Source organism: Lederbergia galactosidilytica (genome assembly GCF_017873565.1).
Classification (GTDB): domain Bacteria; phylum Bacillota; class Bacilli; order Bacillales; family Bacillaceae_C; genus Lederbergia; species Lederbergia galactosidilytica.
The window spans coordinates 52,627-71,234 of the sequence record NZ_JAGGKH010000022.1; the positions used below are offsets into that span (position 1 = coordinate 52,627).

General features: G+C 38.3%; 16 protein-coding genes, 1 tRNA gene, 1 other RNA gene and 1 other annotated feature. Of the genes, 2 read left to right on the forward strand and 16 right to left on the reverse strand.

Annotated elements, in window-relative coordinates; genetic code table 11:
* Nucleotides 1-104 precede the first annotated feature (104 nt).
* The 10 genes from J2Z23_RS18795 to tadA form a co-directional block, all read right to left on the reverse strand.
* On the reverse strand, nucleotides 105-1,523 hold the full coding sequence (locus J2Z23_RS18795) for an aminotransferase class I/II-fold pyridoxal phosphate-dependent enzyme (RefSeq protein ID WP_057987645.1): 1,419 nt from the start codon (nucleotides 1,521-1,523) through the stop codon (nucleotides 105-107).
* A gap of 79 nt (nucleotides 1,524-1,602) precedes the next feature.
* The gene (locus J2Z23_RS18800; RefSeq protein WP_057987643.1) at nucleotides 1,603-1,776 is read right to left on the reverse strand and encodes a sigma factor G inhibitor Gin; all 174 of its coding nucleotides are present in this window, start codon (nucleotides 1,774-1,776) and stop codon (nucleotides 1,603-1,605) included.
* Between the two features lie 276 nt (nucleotides 1,777-2,052).
* Nucleotides 2,053-2,316, reverse strand: a complete 264-nt coding sequence (locus J2Z23_RS18805; RefSeq protein WP_057987641.1) for a pro-sigmaK processing inhibitor BofA family protein — start codon at nucleotides 2,314-2,316, stop codon at nucleotides 2,053-2,055.
* Between the two features lie 139 nt (nucleotides 2,317-2,455).
* Nucleotides 2,456-2,665, reverse strand: a complete 210-nt coding sequence (locus tag J2Z23_RS18810; protein ID WP_057987639.1) for a YaaL family protein — start codon at nucleotides 2,663-2,665, stop codon at nucleotides 2,456-2,458.
* 269 nt (nucleotides 2,666-2,934) lie between these two features.
* Complete coding sequence (recR, locus tag J2Z23_RS18815) at nucleotides 2,935-3,531, reverse strand: recombination mediator RecR (protein ID WP_057987637.1); 597 nt, start codon at nucleotides 3,529-3,531, stop codon at nucleotides 2,935-2,937.
* 14 nt (nucleotides 3,532-3,545) lie between these two features.
* Nucleotides 3,546-3,863 (reverse strand): YbaB/EbfC family nucleoid-associated protein, encoded by a 318-nt coding sequence (locus tag J2Z23_RS18820; RefSeq protein WP_057987636.1) that lies wholly within the window; start codon nucleotides 3,861-3,863, stop codon nucleotides 3,546-3,548.
* 20 nt (nucleotides 3,864-3,883) lie between these two features.
* Entirely contained in the window at nucleotides 3,884-5,566 is a 1,683-nt protein-coding gene (gene dnaX, locus J2Z23_RS18825) for a DNA polymerase III subunit gamma/tau (protein WP_057987634.1), read from the reverse strand.
* Nucleotides 5,567-5,919: 353 nt separating this feature from the next.
* Nucleotides 5,920-7,602, reverse strand: coding sequence for a DUF2207 domain-containing protein (locus J2Z23_RS18830; RefSeq protein WP_209974831.1), 1,683 nt, complete (start codon nucleotides 7,600-7,602; stop codon nucleotides 5,920-5,922).
* A gap of 172 nt (nucleotides 7,603-7,774) precedes the next feature.
* Nucleotides 7,775-8,040, reverse strand: an RNA gene (gene ffs, locus J2Z23_RS18835) — signal recognition particle sRNA large type.
* 64 nt (nucleotides 8,041-8,104) lie between these two features.
* Nucleotides 8,105-8,647: a tRNA adenosine(34) deaminase TadA gene (gene tadA, locus J2Z23_RS18840; RefSeq protein ID WP_209974833.1), complete on the reverse strand. Its 543-nt coding sequence runs from the start codon at nucleotides 8,645-8,647 to the stop codon at nucleotides 8,105-8,107.
* A gap of 161 nt (nucleotides 8,648-8,808) precedes the next feature.
* Here tadA and J2Z23_RS18845 point away from each other — a divergent pair, with 161 nt between their 5' ends.
* Nucleotides 8,809-10,092 carry a glycoside hydrolase family 18 protein gene (locus J2Z23_RS18845; RefSeq protein ID WP_209974834.1) on the forward strand — a complete coding sequence of 428 codons (1,284 nt, stop codon included), beginning with the start codon at nucleotides 8,809-8,811 and terminating at the stop codon, nucleotides 10,090-10,092.
* Between the two features lie 102 nt (nucleotides 10,093-10,194).
* On the opposite strand, the gene J2Z23_RS18850 is transcribed toward J2Z23_RS18845, so the two are convergent.
* From J2Z23_RS18850 to guaB, 6 genes are all read right to left on the reverse strand, one after another.
* Nucleotides 10,195-10,287, reverse strand: a tRNA-Ser gene (locus J2Z23_RS18850).
* 419 nt (nucleotides 10,288-10,706) lie between these two features.
* Nucleotides 10,707-11,981, reverse strand: coding sequence for a serine--tRNA ligase (serS, locus tag J2Z23_RS18855; RefSeq protein WP_057987626.1), 1,275 nt, complete (start codon nucleotides 11,979-11,981; stop codon nucleotides 10,707-10,709).
* Nucleotides 11,982-12,104: 123 nt separating this feature from the next.
* Nucleotides 12,105-12,320, reverse strand: a binding site (T-box leader).
* 36 nt (nucleotides 12,321-12,356) lie between these two features.
* The gene (pdxT, locus tag J2Z23_RS18860; RefSeq protein WP_057987624.1) at nucleotides 12,357-12,959 is read right to left on the reverse strand and encodes a pyridoxal 5'-phosphate synthase glutaminase subunit PdxT; all 603 of its coding nucleotides are present in this window, start codon (nucleotides 12,957-12,959) and stop codon (nucleotides 12,357-12,359) included.
* Nucleotide 12,960: 1 nt separating this feature from the next.
* Nucleotides 12,961-13,842 (reverse strand): pyridoxal 5'-phosphate synthase lyase subunit PdxS, encoded by an 882-nt coding sequence (pdxS, locus tag J2Z23_RS18865; protein ID WP_057987622.1) that lies wholly within the window; start codon nucleotides 13,840-13,842, stop codon nucleotides 12,961-12,963.
* 109 nt (nucleotides 13,843-13,951) lie between these two features.
* Nucleotides 13,952-15,241 carry a serine hydrolase gene (locus tag J2Z23_RS18870; RefSeq protein ID WP_174517095.1) on the reverse strand — a complete coding sequence of 430 codons (1,290 nt, stop codon included), beginning with the start codon at nucleotides 15,239-15,241 and terminating at the stop codon, nucleotides 13,952-13,954.
* Between the two features lie 220 nt (nucleotides 15,242-15,461).
* The gene (gene guaB, locus J2Z23_RS18875; RefSeq protein WP_057987618.1) at nucleotides 15,462-16,928 is read right to left on the reverse strand and encodes an IMP dehydrogenase; all 1,467 of its coding nucleotides are present in this window, start codon (nucleotides 16,926-16,928) and stop codon (nucleotides 15,462-15,464) included.
* A gap of 110 nt (nucleotides 16,929-17,038) precedes the next feature.
* Here guaB and J2Z23_RS18880 point away from each other — a divergent pair, with 110 nt between their 5' ends.
* Complete coding sequence (locus J2Z23_RS18880; protein WP_057987616.1) at nucleotides 17,039-18,010, forward strand: YaaC family protein; 972 nt, start codon at nucleotides 17,039-17,041, stop codon at nucleotides 18,008-18,010.
* The last annotated feature ends 598 nt before the right edge of the window (nucleotides 18,011-18,608 follow it).

The window sequence follows — 18,608 nt, forward strand, 5'->3', positions numbered from 1 at the left end:
TCGAATGCTATTATATCATTCTCGGCTATCATTTAAAATCCGCGGCTAGAGATTGTCATCTGCTTATATTATCATCGAAGTAGGAATAAGATGATCTCAACCCTTTATTTGAAAACAGCTAACTTCCCATTTCGTAGAGAATCCATACCTCCTTGGAACCTTGCCCCTAACTTCATTAGCCTTTTTATTTGCTCAATATGGTACCTCGTTATTTTCTCTCCTGGCAAAATCAAGGGAATCCCCGGAGGATAAGGAGTAATCATCTGTGAGCCTACTCTTCCGACAGACTCATCCATTACTACCCATTCGTCCTCTCGATCTTCCATTTCTTCATAAGAAAGAGCTAATGTTGTAATCGCTATGCTTTCTTGCCATATTATATTTTGCATGGGCTGTTTTTGTGCTTGTCCATCTGTCCAAGATAAGCTTTGTAATTGCTGTAACGCCCGATCAAATGGATAGGACAGTCCCTTTTTTAATAATGGAAAGATCAGAAGGATCTGTAGTGGATCTGCTAGTTCAGGATACACTCCGGCTTGTTCAAATTTATTTTGTAATTCATATCCAGACAACGTGCGATGGCGAACCATCATTTTCAGTGGATCTTCACTTTGGATTACCTGAACACCTGGAAATTGCCGTAACTTCCCCATAAACTCTTGGCTATGCTGTTTAGTATAAATAAGATCCTCTTTTGAATAATGGGCCAAGTAATGCCGAGCTAAATCTAAAGATGCCATGATTAAATAAGATGGACTACTGGATTGGAGTATCTTTAAATACCTTTCTACTTTTTTAACTGGCACATAATCACTATTAATATGTAAATAAGATCCCATAGTAAAAGCAGGTAATGTTTTATGGGCTGAATGGACAACAATATCAGCCCCGAGCTGAAGGGATGATGAAGGAAACGGGTCTCCTAAACAAAAGTGAGCACCATGAGCCTCATCGATTAAAACAAGTGCTTGGTTTTGCTTAGCAATTTCAATCATCGTCTTGAGCTCAAACGTTTGGCCATAATAATCGGGATAAGTAAAAATACAAGCTCGAATGGCTGGGTACTGCTGAAATGCCTTTTGTACCGTTTCTACCATTAATTCTGTTTCACCATCTTCTCTTATCGTAGAAGCAATAAAAACTGGCTTAAGCTTAGCCAGACGTAATCCGTTTAAAACAGACTGGTGACACTGACGCTGTACCAACACCATGTCTCCCTCTTTGCAACAAGCTAGAATCATAGCTAAGTTTCCAATCGTTGTTCCATTTACTAAAAAATAACTTTTTCGTGATTGGTAAAGATCTGTTAATAAACCTTGAGCTTCTCTAATGACTCCTTCGGGAGCATGCAAATCATCTAAACCTGTTAATTCTGTTGCATCTAATTGAGCAATTTGAGCAAAGGCTGAATCTAAACCATCATACAATCTGCCATTTTTATGGCCCGGCACATGAAAGGAAATCGGCTTTTCCTTATAAAATTGAATCATTCGTTCATAAATTGGTATCTGCTCTTGCTTCATTCATGATACCTCATTTCTATTTTCCCTCATTATACTATGCTTAAGCATACAAAAACCAGGCGCTCCCTTGTCACCTGGTTTACGAATAAATCTTATTTTCCTTAATAACTTTTAATTGTTTAATATAAAATTGATAATCAGGATCTTGGGTGCTTGTTTGTACCATAGCTTTCTCGCAATCTGTACAAATAAACGATGTATATAAATGAATACCATGCTTCTGAGGCTTTTCACAAATAATGCACTTTTCCATTTCTCCACCTCCGTAGCATTTAGTTTGGCCACTTCCTCATATTTGTATACACAATTTCCAACATTAATCCAATTACAATTATTATTATGCAATAAGAACATTTCGTGTGTCTGTACATCCACAAATAAAACAGGAATATTCTGTATGGAAGCGGATAAGCATAAGATTTCAGTGATATCTCATTAAATTAATTACTACTCACTGGCAATGAAATTGACACTCATGTTTTCTTACTCAAAAAAAAACAAAAAAGTCCGTTCCCCTAGAACGAACTTTTCAAAAGATCCATAGCTGAATGATGGCTAAGGCGGCAACACCCGGTAATCCGAGAAAGCCAGATATAGCTGATGTAATGAAATTAATCGGAACAGCCAAGCCAAATTGATTGCCAACAGCGTTTAGAAAAAATAAAAATAAAGCACCGATGAGAAGTTTCATAAACGACAGGCCAATCCAGCGAAATACCTTCGTTGGTAAACCCACCACTAAAAGCAGAAGTACCACTCCAGAAATAATGGATATGACTATGATTGGACTCATCTTTTCCCCCCTGGAATCAATCCTTTCCACTATTATATGTAAGGTTTGTCCAAAAAGAACGAAGAAAACTATGCAAAAGGACGTAAACATTCATATTCTCCGCTGTTTCCTTTATCCCAAGCATAGTCTCTCTGAGCCATTATCTTATGGAGATTTTCCTTTTTTTAGCTTCCCGGAATAGAAAAAAGTACTTTGATTTTGCTAGAAGAGCTAATCGATGCAATTCTTCATCATACTCATAACTCATCTCTTCTAACTGAGAAAAATACATCCAATCTTTCTTTGCATTTTCCATTAGCTCAATAAGCTTTTGATTATATTCCTTTCGAAGCTTTTTTCTTTGAAACATGTACGCCACCTCTAAGAATGAGTCCTTTATAAGAAAAGCACCAGCACCTTGATGTAAGAAGAAAGGCTAAATTCGCGCCGTCCTGGCGCAACGCCTTCCTGACCAACATCCTGTTGGCCTCCGACAAGCAAATGTTCCTGAAGCTATAAAGGGTGCATTTTCCCTTTATAGCTTCAGGGTTATTAACCAGAACATCGGCTAAGTTCGTGATGTACTGTCGTTTTGTTTACACAAGCACTCCCTATCCTGTTGGTCTCCGTAAAGAAAACTTACACTTCTCTACGTCCCTCCAAGGCTTTGGATAAAGTTACTTCATCCGCATACTCCAGATCTCCACCGACTGGAAGACCATGGGCAATCCTTGTTACCGTAATTCCCGACGGCTTAAGCAATCGGGAAATATACATAGCCGTTGCTTCTCCCTCAATATTTGGATTCGTTGCTAAGATCACTTCTTGAACAGTCTCATCTTGAAGTCTCTTTAATAAATCAGGAATATTAATATCTTCAGGTCCAATCCCTTCCATTGGAGATATAGAACCATGAAGAACATGATATAAGCCATGATATTCTTTCATTTTTTCCATAGCAATTACATCTTTTGATTCCTGTACAACACAGATGACACTTCTATCTCGCTTCGAGTCCTTACAAATATAGCAAGGATCCTGATCTGTAATATGCCCACAAACGGAACAGAATCCTAAGTCTCGTTTTGCATTGACAAGGGCCTTTGCAAAGTCAAGAACAGTATCTTCCTTCATATCTAAAACGAAAAATGCCAGGCGGGCTGCTGTCTTAGGCCCAATTCCCGGCAATTTCATAAAGCTATCAATCAGCTTGGATATTGGTTCGGGGTAATGCATAATAAGCTAACCTCCTAGAATCCAGGAAGGTTGATTCCTTTAGTAAATTGCCCCATCGTCTGATTTGTTAATTCATCAGCTTGCTTCATTGCTTCATTAACAGCAGCTAAAACAAGGTCTTGAAGCATTTCTATATCCTCTGGATCAACAACTTCTTCCTTAATTTTCACTTCAAGTACTTCTTTATGACCAGAAACAACAACGGTCACCATTCCGCCTCCAGCTGTTGCTTCAATCCGTTCTTCACCTAGCTCCTCCTGAGCCTGAGCCATCTTCTTTTGCATCTTTTGCATTTGCTTCATCATACCTTGCATATTTCCCATTCCACGCATATTATTCCATTCCCTTCCATTTAGTTTTTAATTTCAATTAAGTCTTCTCCAACTAGATTTACAGCTTCCTGAATAAGTGGATCTGGAGTTTCTTCTCCTTCTTGGTCTTGCTCCTGTCCCTGATGTTGTAGAAAATCTTCGCGGATTTCTAGCCATTGAGGTTCAGGGACTCCTACAAATTGAAGCCTTTTTCCAGTGATTTCCTCAATGAGATTAGCAGTCACTTCTAAAAACTTCGTATTTTCCATAGCCATTTTGCAATGAATTTCATATTTAAATTTTATAACAAAGGCAGTCGGTGAGGCTGCAGCAGGTTCTGCATCCATTAATAGAGCTGCCTGGGATCGCATTTGTCGATTATTCAGTTGTTCGAGGAGATTTCCCCACTGACTCTTAATAAGATTTAAATTATCCCGTGTCGCTTCATTTAATATTTCACGAATTTTCCTTGTATTCGCTTGGAAGCCTCTGTTTGCTCGTATTGGCTTTTTTGTTGATTTTGCCTGAGGTTGTTCTTCCAGCACAGGACGATTTACTTTTAAATCTTCTACTTGTTTCTCTAGCCTATCGATCTTTGTTAGTAATTCCTGTACACCATCCAAATGATTGATATTCGTTTCTGTTTTCGTCTGACATAATTTCACAAGACATACTTCCAGATAGATCTTTGCATGATCTGAGAACTTCATATCCTGTTGTGTCTTATTTAACACATCCATATATTCATATATTTGGCTTGGTTGTATAGCTTTAGCAAGTTCGATGAAATCATCATCTAACATAGCTCTTTCCAGTGACTCTTCAAGATTAGGGGCTGTCTGATACAATAAAAGATCACGAAAATATAAAATTAAATCTTCAACAAAGCGGATCGGATCCTTCCCATCTAACACTAACTTCTCAAGGATGGACAAAGATTCGGATACATTCTTTTCGTGGATAGCATGAACTAACTTGTTCAAGTAATTTTGCGAAACAGATCCTGTAACCGTTAAAGCATCTTCAACTGTCACTTGATCAGTGCTAAAGGAAATGGCTTGGTCTAATAAACTTAAAGCATCCCGCATCCCACCGCTTGCTGCCTGCGCAATAACATGTAAAGCTTTTTCTTCATACTTCAACTCAGATTCTGAAGCAATATGAACCATTCTATTGACTAGATCTTGTGATGTTATTCTTTTAAAGTCAAAACGTTGGCAACGAGAAATAATAGTCAAAGGAATCTTATGAGGTTCAGTCGTTGCTAAAATAAAAATGACATGCTTTGGTGGCTCTTCTAAAGTCTTTAATAAAGCATTAAAAGCACCCATAGAAAGCATATGAACTTCATCAATAATATAGACTTTGTAGGATACAGAAGTGGGAGCGTATTTCACCTTGTCCCGAATATCGCGGATCTCTTCTACACCATTATTCGAAGCAGCATCAATCTCAATCACATCTTGTATTGACCCATCCGCAATTCCTAAACAAGCGGGACACTCATTACAAGGCTCTGCTATCGGCATTTTTTGGCAGTTTACTGCTTTAGCTAATATTTTTGCCGCACTTGTTTTCCCTGTTCCCCGTGGGCCGGAAAATAAATAAGCATGACTCGTTTTCTGTTGGAGTAGAGCGTTTTGTAATGTTTTCGTCACATGTTCTTGCCCTACCACATCTTCAAACGTTTGTGGTCGCCAGACACGGTATAACGCTTGATACATTTATGCTCTCTCCCTCTTCCCGTTTTTTATTTTGCTACTGAGTTGTATATATACTGAGCATGTTCAAAGAGGAGGATAAAAAGGACCAGCTTGGCCAAAGTTGCTGACACCCTATTAGTAATGCCGAAACTGAGTATGTCCTATGCTCCTAAAATCCCACTTCAGTGAAGCAAGGCAACATTGAAATTGACTATGCCATCTACGCCTGATCTGTCTGAACATCCTCTATATAAAATAACCTCTTATTTGCCTTTCTATTATACCTTATTTGAGACGGGTTTGACAAAAAGAGAAGGGATTTGTTTTAAGAAAGAATCTATGGCTTACTCTAATCTATATCAACTGTCAATTTTTTAAAAAGCCCCTGAACCACCACCGCCTCCACCAACACCGCCCCCTCCTGAACCAGTGAAGGAACTTCCAGATGAACTTGAACTATAGTCAGTAAATTTTTTATCTGCTTGTGAAAACCCACCATATAATATAGGGATGGTAAAATAGGAGTAACTCATATAAGAGGAATCTATATTTTGCAATTCCTTCTCCCATTGTTGCGTTTTCTTCATCCCTGCAAACTTACTGTTCGCTCCAAAGACAATTACTCGCATCCGTGTTTCATCTGATACTTTTTGCCAATCTGAACCCTTTATTTCGTTCATTCTGTTGGTAAATTGCATCCATTCCTCTTTTATATAGAATCCTTTGCTTGAAAGTGGACGATAAAAGAACGCTATATAACTAGCCACTAAAAATAAAATGAAAGCTATAAGGAACATTGGAATGACTTCATAGTGAATAGCTGAAATCAATAAACTTAATAGCCCAAAAGCCAGAAAACCAAAGATTCCCCGGTAGATGGATTTTTTCTCACGTAAACCTGCTTCTTTAATTTCCTTTTTTATTGCTGCTTTCCACTCCGTTAAACGCTTATGATAAGCTGAGAGGTTTTTTTCCACTTTAATGAATGTCTCAAGATTCGCAATGTTAAAATAACCATTTTCCCCCAATTCATCAAAGAGCCACTTTAGTAGAATTCTTTCATGTTCGTGTTGAACATTAGAATGAAGCCTTCTGAATTCATCCTCCGATCTCTGCTCAACAGCTCCTTTTCGAACTAAATCAAGTAAAGCAGCTGGAACATGAATAGCGTCCACACCCAGTGTATAGTATATCGTTGCAGGCATACTTATTTTCTCAATAGGAACAAGCATGTATTCTTGGTGTAACTTTTCCTTAATCAAGCTATATTTTCTTTTCTTAGTGAGATGTTCCCATCCAAGCAAAGTAACAAATAGCAGTAAGAAAAACGGAATCAATAGTTTAGAGGTAGAGGTAAATCTTTGCTTATTTTCTTTAAAGGCTTCTGCTTTTTGTTCCAAGCTTTCCTTTTCTTGTATGAGGGAATCCTTCATAGCTTTTGATGAGGTTGGTGCTAGTTCCGAAAATAATATGGAGGGATAGGCGACTCGAATATCACCATTTTCACCTGATGGAACATTTCCCATAGAATATTCCACAACTCCATTTGCTTTAACACTTTGTTTGTCAAAGGCTTGTTCATAACCAAAGGCAATTACATCCTCTGGATTATTTGGAGGATAAATTGTAATCCGCATATTCCCATAATCTGTTTCATTTCGTTGATCGAAAAACGGCCAATAAAATTCCGTTATATCTTCATGTTTTTCCAAACTATTTTTAATCACATATTCTAAGGTAATTTCAACGGTTTCCTTTTTACCCTTACGATGAATTTTATATAATTCATCCTCTTTTTCTACTTTAAGTGTTTTTCCGCGTTCTTTCGCCAAAAAACTTGTTATTTCCGCACCCTTTTTTGGATATATTTCCCGGGTAATGCCATTAAATTTACCCTTAAATTGATAAGTATGGGTTTCCTGTACATTAACATCTCCATTTTTCTGCAGATAGGCATCTATTTTTACATTGGAAATAGAAAATTCGACAGCTCCTACTTTAAATGGAAATAATAAAATAAAGAAAACGATTAAGCCGGAAAGGATCTTTCGATTCAAATCATCACTCTCCTAATATGAATGAATTATCAAATTGCTTCCTTCTAATTACTACGAAAATAAAACAAGAAAAGTTTCATTCAAGCAATGAATAGGAGGAAATACCTTCTAAAAAGCAAAAAATCCACTCACTTTAAAAAGTGAATGGATATCATTATGATCGAAATGGAAATCGTACACCTTCCTTCGACTGTATACCATAGGCGTTACTTAAGCAGTTAGCTCGACCCAGGCAACCCCGCGGCACATGAGAGCTTCCACTTAATGCTGCTTCCTTCCGGACCTGACATGGTTCATGGATTCTCATTGCGCGGGACCCAAGTGTCCACACCACTTACTTAAGGCAGGCCCTACAGTACAGCAGCCTCTAGAAGGAATTCAACCCCGCTGGAGCGGATTGCGGGTTACAAGGCTCCGCTAATTCCCCGTCTAGTACGATATGATTAAGTATACATTCTTTCAAAATAGAAATCAATGGCGAGGTTTTCCATTTTCAGCAATTTTATAGACTTTCGTTAGTAAGCCCCATATCAACTGTAGCACCTGTTTCGTTCTCATCCCTATTCCTTTGCTGCTTCTCGGCTTTTCTCCGCTTTCGAATTTCCCGGAAAAAGCCCGTTAATAGATGACTGCAAGATTCTTCTAGCACTCCAGATACCACTTCACATTGGTGATTGAAACGCTCATCTTCAAGTAAATTCATTAGTGTTCCCGCACAACCAGCCTTAGGATCAGGCGCACCATAAAAAACCTTCTTAATTCTGGATAATAAAATGGCTCCACTGCACATAGGGCAAGGCTCTAGCGTAACATATAGCTCAGCCTCTTCTAATCGCCATGTTCCTAATTTTTCACATGCTTTTTCAATAGCTAATAGTTCTGCATGTGCCACTGCATTCTGCGATGATTCTCTTAAATTATGGGCTGCTGCAATGACCTTATCCTCTAATACAATAATCGCCCCAATCGGGACTTCATCCATTTTCCCAGCCTTTTTAGCTTCTTGGATTGCTAACTCCATATAAGTTTCAATGCGCTTGTCCATAAAATTACTCCTTCTTTTATGTCTATTGGCGATTATTCATACATAGAATATTACAAACATTAGGCTTGCATGAAGCAGGTCACAAAGCCGTTACAGCCAACTAGGATACAACTGCTCAAGCTCTGGCAAGCCTTTAATCCTTATAAACAGGAGGATATACCATGCAAATTCATGTTGTAGAAGCCAATCAATCATTGGCATTGATTGCTTCTCGTTATGATCTTAATCCTAACACTATTGCTGAAGCAAATGAACTGCCTAACCCAGATCAATTAGTCATTGGCCAGGCATTAGTTATCCCCATTTATGGACAATTTTATTGGGTCCAACCGGGAGATAACCTTTATTCTATTAGCCAAAAATTTGATATTTCCTATCAAGAACTTGCCAGAATCAACGGAATAGCTGTTAGCCATGTACTTCAAGTTGGAATGCGCTTATATATCCCACAAGGCCCGAAAACAAATCGTGAATTCAATGCATATGTAGAACCATTTGGTAACACCGTATCAGAAGCATTAGAAAATAGTGCGAGGCAAGCTGCACCTTACTTAACCTATTTATCCCCTTTTGCTTATTTAGTAAAAGCGGATGGATCTTTAACAGCACCACCATTAAATCAGTTTCCGGCAATTGCAGAGGCCAATCAAAATACACTAGTTATGGTTATTGCCAATCAAGCAGAAGGGCAATTCAGCTCAGAAATTGCTCATACGATTTTAACAGATCAAACTGTTCGAGAAGCTTTTTTAAACAATATTATTCAAGAAGCAAAACGAGTAGGATTTGGGGATGTCCATTTTGATCTAGAACGTCTTTATCCTGGAGATAGTGAAGCTTATAACCAATTTTTAAGAATTGCAAGAGATCGTCTGCATCAGGAGGGGATTATGATTTCTACTGCCCTCGCCCCAAAGACTAGTGCCACACAACAAGGAGAATGGTATGAAGGGCATGATTATAAAATACATGGAGAAATCGTTGATTATGTAGTCATCATGACTTATGAATGGGGATATAGTGGTGGCCCTGCAATGGCTGTCTCACCGATAAATTCTGTTCGAACCGTATTAAATTACGCTATATCGGAAATCCCTCCTGAAAAAATATTTATGGGACAAAATTTATATGGGTATGATTGGACACTTCCCTTTGTTCAAGGGACAACCGCTAGAGCGATTAGCCCACAACAGGCTATTCAGATAGCTGCAGAGCGTGGAGTCGCCATTCGATACGACGAAACAGCTCAAGCCCCCTTTTTTCATTATATGGATCAAGAGGGAAGAAGACATGAAGTATGGTTTGAAGATGCTCGCTCCATTCAAGCTAAGTTTAACCTAGTGAAGGAATTAGGACTTAGAGGAGTAAGCTATTGGAAACTAGGTCTATCTTTCCCGCAAAATTGGCTACTCATTACTGATAACTTCCACGTTGTAAAAAAATAAGTGGATGATTTATCTAAATGTTGTATCATCGTTGATTTTTAACCATAAAAAAAGAAACCTACTCACTAAGAACAGGCTTCTGATCTCCAATTTATGCATGTATGGCGGAGGAAGAGGGATTCGAACCCCCGCGCGGTTTAACCCGCCTGTCGGTTTTCAAGACCGATCCCTTCAGCCAGACTTGGGTATTCCTCCATACGACAAGAAATATTGTACCAAGTGTATAGGACTAAGTCAACCATTATGTTTTAAAAAACTACGTAATATTTTTAGATGGAACCTTAAAGGTAAATTTTTTGCAGCTTCTACCTATAAGGTTTATCAATATGCTTTAGAAGTCACTTTGACGGAGATTGCCACAAAGCAATTCTAAACTAGCTGGGAATATGTTATTTAGAAATCCCATAAAGAATTGCCGTAAGAGAAAAATGGTACAATCAGCTAAAAATGCTCCCACTCAACCAACTTCTTTACATCTTAGTTGTTTGTCACTACTTTTAAGTTTTTTACTTTCAAACTCTTTATACTAATGCTATCTAAAGCTCATCATTTCCAATTTAAAAATCCCGAAGGTAATAGTGACAATACCTTCGGGATTCTGAATTAAATGTTCTTTATTCTATTATATCCTTATTCCTCATATACGGTCGTAACACTTCTGGAATGATGACAGTTCCATCTTCCTGTTGATAATTTTCTAAAATTGCTGCAACAGTACGGCCAATCGCCAATCCTGAACCATTTAAAGTATGCACATGCTGTGGTTTCGCACCAGGTTCGGCTCTAAAGCGAATATTAGCTCTTCTTGCTTGGAAAGATTCAAAATTTGAGCAAGAAGAGATTTCTCGATATGTGTTATAGCTTGGTAACCATACTTCTAAATCATATTTCTTTGCCGCTGTAAACCCTAAATCAGCTGTACACATGCTTAAGACACGGTAAGGAAGCTTAAGTAATTGTAATACCTTTTCAGCATGTCCTGTAAGGATTTCTAATTCTTGATAAGAGTCTTCAGGTTTTACAAATTTGACTAATTCTACTTTATTAAATTGATGTTGGCGAATTAATCCCCTTGTATCTCGACCTGCTGATCCTGCCTCAGACCGGAAACACGCACTATAAGCAACATAATTTAAAGGTAATTGATTTCCATCCAAAATTTCATCGCGATGATAATTCGTTACAGGAACCTCAGCAGTAGGGATAAGAAAATAATCCTCACTTCCAATTAAGAAGGCATCTTCTTCAAATTTTGGTAATTGCCCAGTCCCAGTCATACTTGTTCGATTTACCATATATGGAGGGAGCATTTCTTCATAGCCATGCTCTTCAGCGTGTAAATCCATCATAAAGCTAATCAAAGCCCGTTCTAATCTAGCACCAAGCCCTTTATAATATACAAATCGACTGCCTGTCACTTTAGCCGCTCTTTCAAAATCCAAAATGTCTAGTTGATCGGCAATATCCCAATGAGGTTTTGGTTCAAAGTCAAAAGAACGAATATTCCCCCATTGACGGATTTCAACATTATCATCTTCCGTTTCTCCCACGGGTACACTTTCATGGGGAATATTAGGAATGGATAGTAACAAATGGCCTAATGCCTCCTCTACTTCACGTAAAGTATAATCAAGTTCTTTTATTTCCTCACCAACTTGACGCATTTCTTGGATGACCTCATCTGCATTTTGCTTTTCCTTTTTCATCTTAGCAATTTGCTGGGATACTTCATTCCGCTTACTTTTCAGTTGTTCTACTTTAATAATTGTCTCACGTCGTTTTCGATCCAATGCTTCAAATTGGTCTAAATCTGACAAATCTTCTCCCCTATGCTTCAATTTTGCCTTAATATCAGGCAAATGATCACGTAAATATTTCATATCTAACATTTTACTTTTCCTCCTTCTTTACTAGGAAAGGCATAGCGGGCAGCCACTGGACGTTAATGCTAATACCTAACACTTTTTCAAATGTTAAACTTTCTTTACCAACTAAAAAAACCCTCATCCCCGGAAAGGGACGAGAGTTACCCGCGTTGCCACCCAAATTGAAAGTACAAGTACTTTCCACTTCATCGATAACGGTTCGAACCGAAAATGCCTACTAGCTTTATCGTTCAGCATTTTGCTCAAGGATGGATTCATAAAGCCGTATCATCGATTTCCACCAACCATCGATTCTCTAATAGATACTTATGCTTTACTACTATTTCCTCTCAACGCCATAACCATATAATTTTGCTCATACTATACTATAAGCCAGAATTAATTGCAAACTTTGTTTTCGATCATTTTATATTCTTCAACCATTTGGAGAAAATATGCAGTTAAACGGCTGTCTTCTGTAAGTTCCGGATGAAAAGAGCATCCTAGAAATTGCCCTTCCCTAACCGCGACAATTCTTCCATCATATTTTGCCAGAACCTCTACATTTTCCCCAGCTTCTGTTATATGAGGAGCTCGGATAAATACAGCTGTCATTTTATCTTCAGCCACACCTGCAATAGCAATCTCGGCTTCAAAGCTTTCCTTTTGCCGTCCAAAGGAATTTCTTTCGACTGTAATATCCATTAATTCTAAATGGGCTTTTTCTTGTCCAGTAAGACGTTTGGCTAATAAAATCAAACCAGCACAAGTACCAAAGATCGGTTTTCCTTCACGTGCAAATGCTCTTAATGGATCCATAAAGTTATACTTATCTAACAGCCGGCGCATGGTCGTACTTTCTCCACCTGGAAGAATCAGCCCATCCAGTTGATCCAACTGCTCAATTGATTTTACTTCAATTGCTTCAGCACCGCAGTTCTTTACTGCCTGAGCATGCTCTCGGATAGCCCCTTGTAATCCAAGAATCCCAATCTTCAACATATTACCACCCGCGCTCTTGCATACGGTTTTCAGGTGCTAATGTTGAAATTTCAATTCCCTTCATCGCAATTCCAAGATCCTTCGATAACTCAGCAATTTTTCCATAATCTTTATAATGGGTTGTTGCTTCAACGATTGCACGAGCAAATTTAGCAGGATTTTCTGATTTAAAAATGCCTGAACCAACAAATACTCCATCCGCTCCAAGCTCCATCATTAATGCTGCATCTGCTGGAGTCGCTACACCACCTGCTGCAAAGTTTACAACTGGTAGACGGCCATTTTGCTTAATTTCTAATAATAATTCATATGGAGCACCTAGCAATTTAGCTTCTGTCATAAGCTCGTCTTCATTCATTGCCACGACTCTGCGTACTTGAGCATTCACTTTGCGAATATGTCGAACTGCCTCAACAATATTCCCAGTTCCCGGCTCTCCTTTTGTTCGTAGCATTGAAGCACCTTCACCAATGCGGCGAGTTGCTTCACCTAGATCTCTACAACCACATACAAAAGGAACAGTATATTCCTTTTTATTTAAGTGAAATTCCTCATCTGCTGGCGTTAAAACTTCACTTTCATCTATATAATCAACACCCATTGCTTCCAACACTCTAGCTTCTACAATATGACCAATTCTAGCTTTAGCCATCACTGGGATTGACACTGCGTTCATGACTTCTTCAACAATCGTTGGATCCGCCATACGTGCAACACCGCCCGCTGCACGAATATCAGAGGGAACACGTTCAAGCGCCATAACTGCAACTGCTCCTGCTTCCTCAGCTAATTTTGCCTGTTCTGCATTGACAACATCCATAATGACGCCGCCCTTTTGCATTTCCGCCATACCACGTTTTACTCGATCGGTTCCTGTTCTCATTTATATATCCCCTTTGCCTTTCTCTGATTATATCTATCGGATTAATTCTACTATTTAGTTAACTATAAAAATACTTCCCTGTCAATACAGGGAAGTCACTCTCTATAATCTAGAACCAGCCTTTAACAGTATCAGATACACTTGTCCATAGGTCTGAGAAGAACCCGCCTATGCTGCGCATCATAAGCACAAACCAATTGGCTTTTTCAACTTCATTAGTAGTAACTACTTTTACGGACGGTTCAAAACTTTTCGTCAAATATCCGTAGTCATCGTCACCTTTATGTTCAGCTACTAACGTACCGACTTGTTCATTTTTCTTAATAGGGGCTGTTAATTCGCCAGCCTTATTTACCTTATCTTTATCTAGTTCAAAAACGGGATTATAGGCTTCTTCTTCTCCATTTTTCACAACTGTAGTCAATGGTGCTTCTGTTTGGACTTTAACGCTTTTATCCTTACCTTTTACAACATCAAGAGATTTATGTCCTTTAACTTCATAACCTTTAGGGAAAATTTCCTTCATTGAATAATTAGCAAAGGCATATTCCATCATTTTCTGAGTTTGTCCAAATCTTCCACGATCACTGCTTACCCCGTTGTCATCCTTCGCATTCATCACTACTGTAATGACTCGAAAATCTCCCCGGGTAGCTGTTCCAGTAAAACAACGACCAGCTAAATCCGTTGTACCTGTTTTAAGACCGTCAACACCTTCATATTCAAATTCTAAAGATGGGAGCATCTTATTCCAGTTTTTCATTTCTCCTGGTAGATCTCTAAATTTCTTTTTCGCTATACTTGTTGTATCAAGTACCTCTGGGAAATCTTTCATTAATTTAGCCGCTAGGATTGCTGTAGATCTCGCTGACATTAAATTTTCATCATCAGCTTCTCCCTTAGGATGCTTACCTTTTAAATCTTTGTTATTAAGACCTGTTGAATTGACAAAATAATATTCTTTTAAGCCTAATTCCTTAGCTTTAGCATTCATCATATCGACGAATTTCCCCTCGGATCCAGCAATCGCCTCAGCAATCGCGATCGTTGCACCATTTGCAGAGTAAATGGCCATCGCTTCATACAATTCTTGAATCGTATATGGCTTTCCCTCATTTAGGCCAACATTAGATAATTGCGCATCAACGGATACTTCATGTGCATAGGCACTAATAATTTGTTCTTGATCCCAAGTGATCTTCTTTTCCTTGATTGCTTCAAACAAAAGATACTCACTCATCATTTTTGTCATAGAAGCAATTCCTAAAGCTTCATCTTCATTTTTCGCATATAATACTTTTCCAGTGGTTGGTTCTATAATAATGGCTGCATCTGCATGAACATCTAATTCATCTTTTGCATATGCTTGACCTGGCAATTGTAACAAACTGAACATCATAACAAGAATCAAAGAAAAAATAATCGTTCTTTTTGTCCGTCTTCTTTTCACATGTAAGCCCTCCAACTTTTTATGTACACCTTTGTCATTTTATCATAGTTAAACATAATTTAGTAGGAGAAAATATGACGCCTACCTTACAAAACTGTGATATTTGTCGAATTACTTATTCCATAAAAAAAGGCAGGATTCCTCTAAAAAGGAATATCCTGCCTTTCTATTAAGAAATAGAGTAATTAGGTGACTCTTTCGTTATTTGGACATCATGTGGGTGACTTTCACGTAAACCTGCACCTGTCATTCGGATAAACTGAGCATTGTCTCTGAAATGTTGTAAATCTGGTGCACCACAATATCCCATGCCTGCGCGTAGACCACCTACTAATTGGTAGATTGTATCTGCAAGAGGTCCTTTGTAAGGTACCCGTCCTTCAATTCCTTCAGGAACAAATTTCTTCGCATCTTCTTGGAAATATCGATCTTTTGAACCTTTTTCCATTGCCCCTTCAGATCCCATACCACGATATACTTTAAAGCGACGTCCTTGATAAATTTCCGTTTCACCAGGGCTCTCAGAAGTTCCAGCTAGCATACTTCCAAGCATAACAGCATGTCCACCTGCAGCGAGAGCCTTCGCAATATCTCCCGAATACTTAATGCCACCGTCCGCGATGATGGCTTTTCCTCTTTTTCTTGCTTCTGTCGCACAATCATATACAGCCGTAATTTGTGGAACACCGACACCCGCGACGACCCTCGTGGTACAAATGGAACCTGGGCCAATTCCAACTTTGACAACATCTGCACCTGCATCAAATAAAGCAGCTGTAGCTTCTGCTGTGGCAACATTACCGGCAATAATGTTTAGGTCAGGATATTTATCCCTGATCTCCTTAATCGTTCTTAAAACACCTTCTGAGTGACCATGTGCTGTATCGATCACAATAACATCTACTTGAGAGCGAACAAGCATTTCAACCCTCTTCATTGTGTCACTCGTTACCCCAACAGCAGCACCAACTAACAAACGACCATGACTATCTTTTGCTGAATTAGGGAACTCAATGACTTTTTCAATATCTTTTATCGTAATTAATCCTTGTAAAACACCTTTTTCATCTACCAATGGTAATTTTTCAATTCGGTGTTGTTGTAAAATATTTTCCGCTTCTTCAAGGGAAGTCCCAACTGGAGCAGTTACAAGATTTTCCTTCGTCATCACATCGATAATTGGGACAGAAAAGTCTTGAATAAAGCGCATATCACGATTGGTAATAATCCCTACCAATACTCTTTCTTGTTCATTATTTACAATTGGAACACCTGAAATACGATATTTCCCCATTAAATGTTCTGCATCAAACACTTGATGATCTGGGGTTAAAAAGAAGGGGTCTTTAATAACACCACTCTCAGAACGTTTTACTTTGTCGACCTTCTCAGCTTGGGCTTCAATACTCATATTTTTATGAATAATACCTAATCCGCCTTGACGAGCCATCGAAATCGCCATTTTCGACTCTGTGACAGTATCCATCCCTGCGCTGATTACTGGAATGTTTAATTTTAACGTACTCGTTAATTCAATTGATAAATTGACCTCTTTAGGCAAAACCTCAGATTTTGCTGGTACTAATAATACATCATCAAAAGTTAAACCTTCTTTAGAAAATTTAGTTTCCCACATATTTTCCTGCCTCCTGCCCCAAAATATTATTAGTAGGTTATCAATTGGTAATATGACTGTCAAGAAATACAACCGATGTTCCACTATTCAAATTATTTGGAGATGATTATTTGAGTATTAAAGCTTTTACTTGGAAACGTATTCAACGGTTTCATTCTGCCACTCTTACTAGAAATTACTTAACAAAAAGATATAACCAAATAAATATAGAGGATGCTGCAGCAAAAGCATATGATAACTGCTATTCGTTTATTTATTATCTTGAACAAGGTGAAGCCTTTTATGAGCAAGCAGCTAAAACGCCATTATCAATTCGGCCAATACTCCTCTATTACGGTCTTATCCATTTAATAAAAGCTTGTTTGTTGAGTATCGATCCTTATTATCCCCATAGTACAACCGTTCTTGCACATGGAGTATCTACTAGAAAAAGGAAAAGAAAAGATTATCAGTTTTTTGCTGATGAAGTCAAAGTTCAAAAAAATGGATTATGTACCTATTTTTCAGAACGAATGTTTCACGTGAAACACCTTGAGGGGGAAAAATTTAAAATGGGAGAGCTGCTAGAGCTTATAGTGGAATTAGAGGAAAGCTTCTCTTTTTTAAAGGAAAAGTCTAGTATGATTGAATTACCTATAAGGAAAGGGGGGCTCCATATAATCCCTAATCAGTTATTAAATTCCTATCATATGAGCGAATCTCGCCTGAAAGAGTACTTATCCTATAAGTGTAAGAAGGAGATACGATGGGGGGAAAATATGGAAGGACATTTAACATTTAATAAGAGTATAGGTAATGTTCCACCTTTCCGTTATCATATCCAAAAGGACTCACTTTGGCTTCCTAGCACAATCCAGGAGCTTAATTTATTACCTGATCTTCTTATTCATTATTTAATTCTATATAATTTAAGTATGATTTCTCGTTACGAAACAGAATGGTGGATGGAACTTATAAAGACAACTCCAAATGATGATTACCCATTTATTAGAGACTTTTTAGATATCACAGAAATAAAGGGACCTTTTCTTATTGATAATTACCTTAGAGAAAACAGCAATTTTACGCTGTACGATAAGTAAAATTTAAATAAGTTCCCTTTCTACTGACTTAGTATTAACCCTATGTCTATTTATATCGGGACAAAACAACTACTTCAAATTAGCCTAGACAGTATGTTACCAACTACTCTTGCATTTTACAAAGATTCATAAAGACTGAAACAAAGGAAAAACCGAAATGCTATTATGTAATAACTCAGGTTTCCGCGGGAGGCAGGTAAGCCTTCAAGTTAACACGAATTTGGACATGAATGCATTGTGACAGGATATTGTAGTTTTAATCTCCCATTCTTATATCACACTCCTAGATCTCGGCGTGCCTTCCTGACGAACACGGCATTCTAGTATGGGCGCTAGTTATAGAATTTGAATGTCACTAGCCGAGCTCCCGCAGGGGTCCTCTCTGAAAGTTATTATCTCTTATTTCACTTTACTTGATTTATCCTTCGATATAAAAAAAGACATCCTCTTCATAAGGATGTCTTTCATTTGCCTGGCAACGTCCTGCTCTCACAAGGGGAAGTCCCTTATTACCATCGGCGCGCGAGCTTAACTGCCCTGTTCGGGCTTCGGAACACGATGACCGGCGAATCTCTGCGTCAGCTTCTTTCGTTCGAGT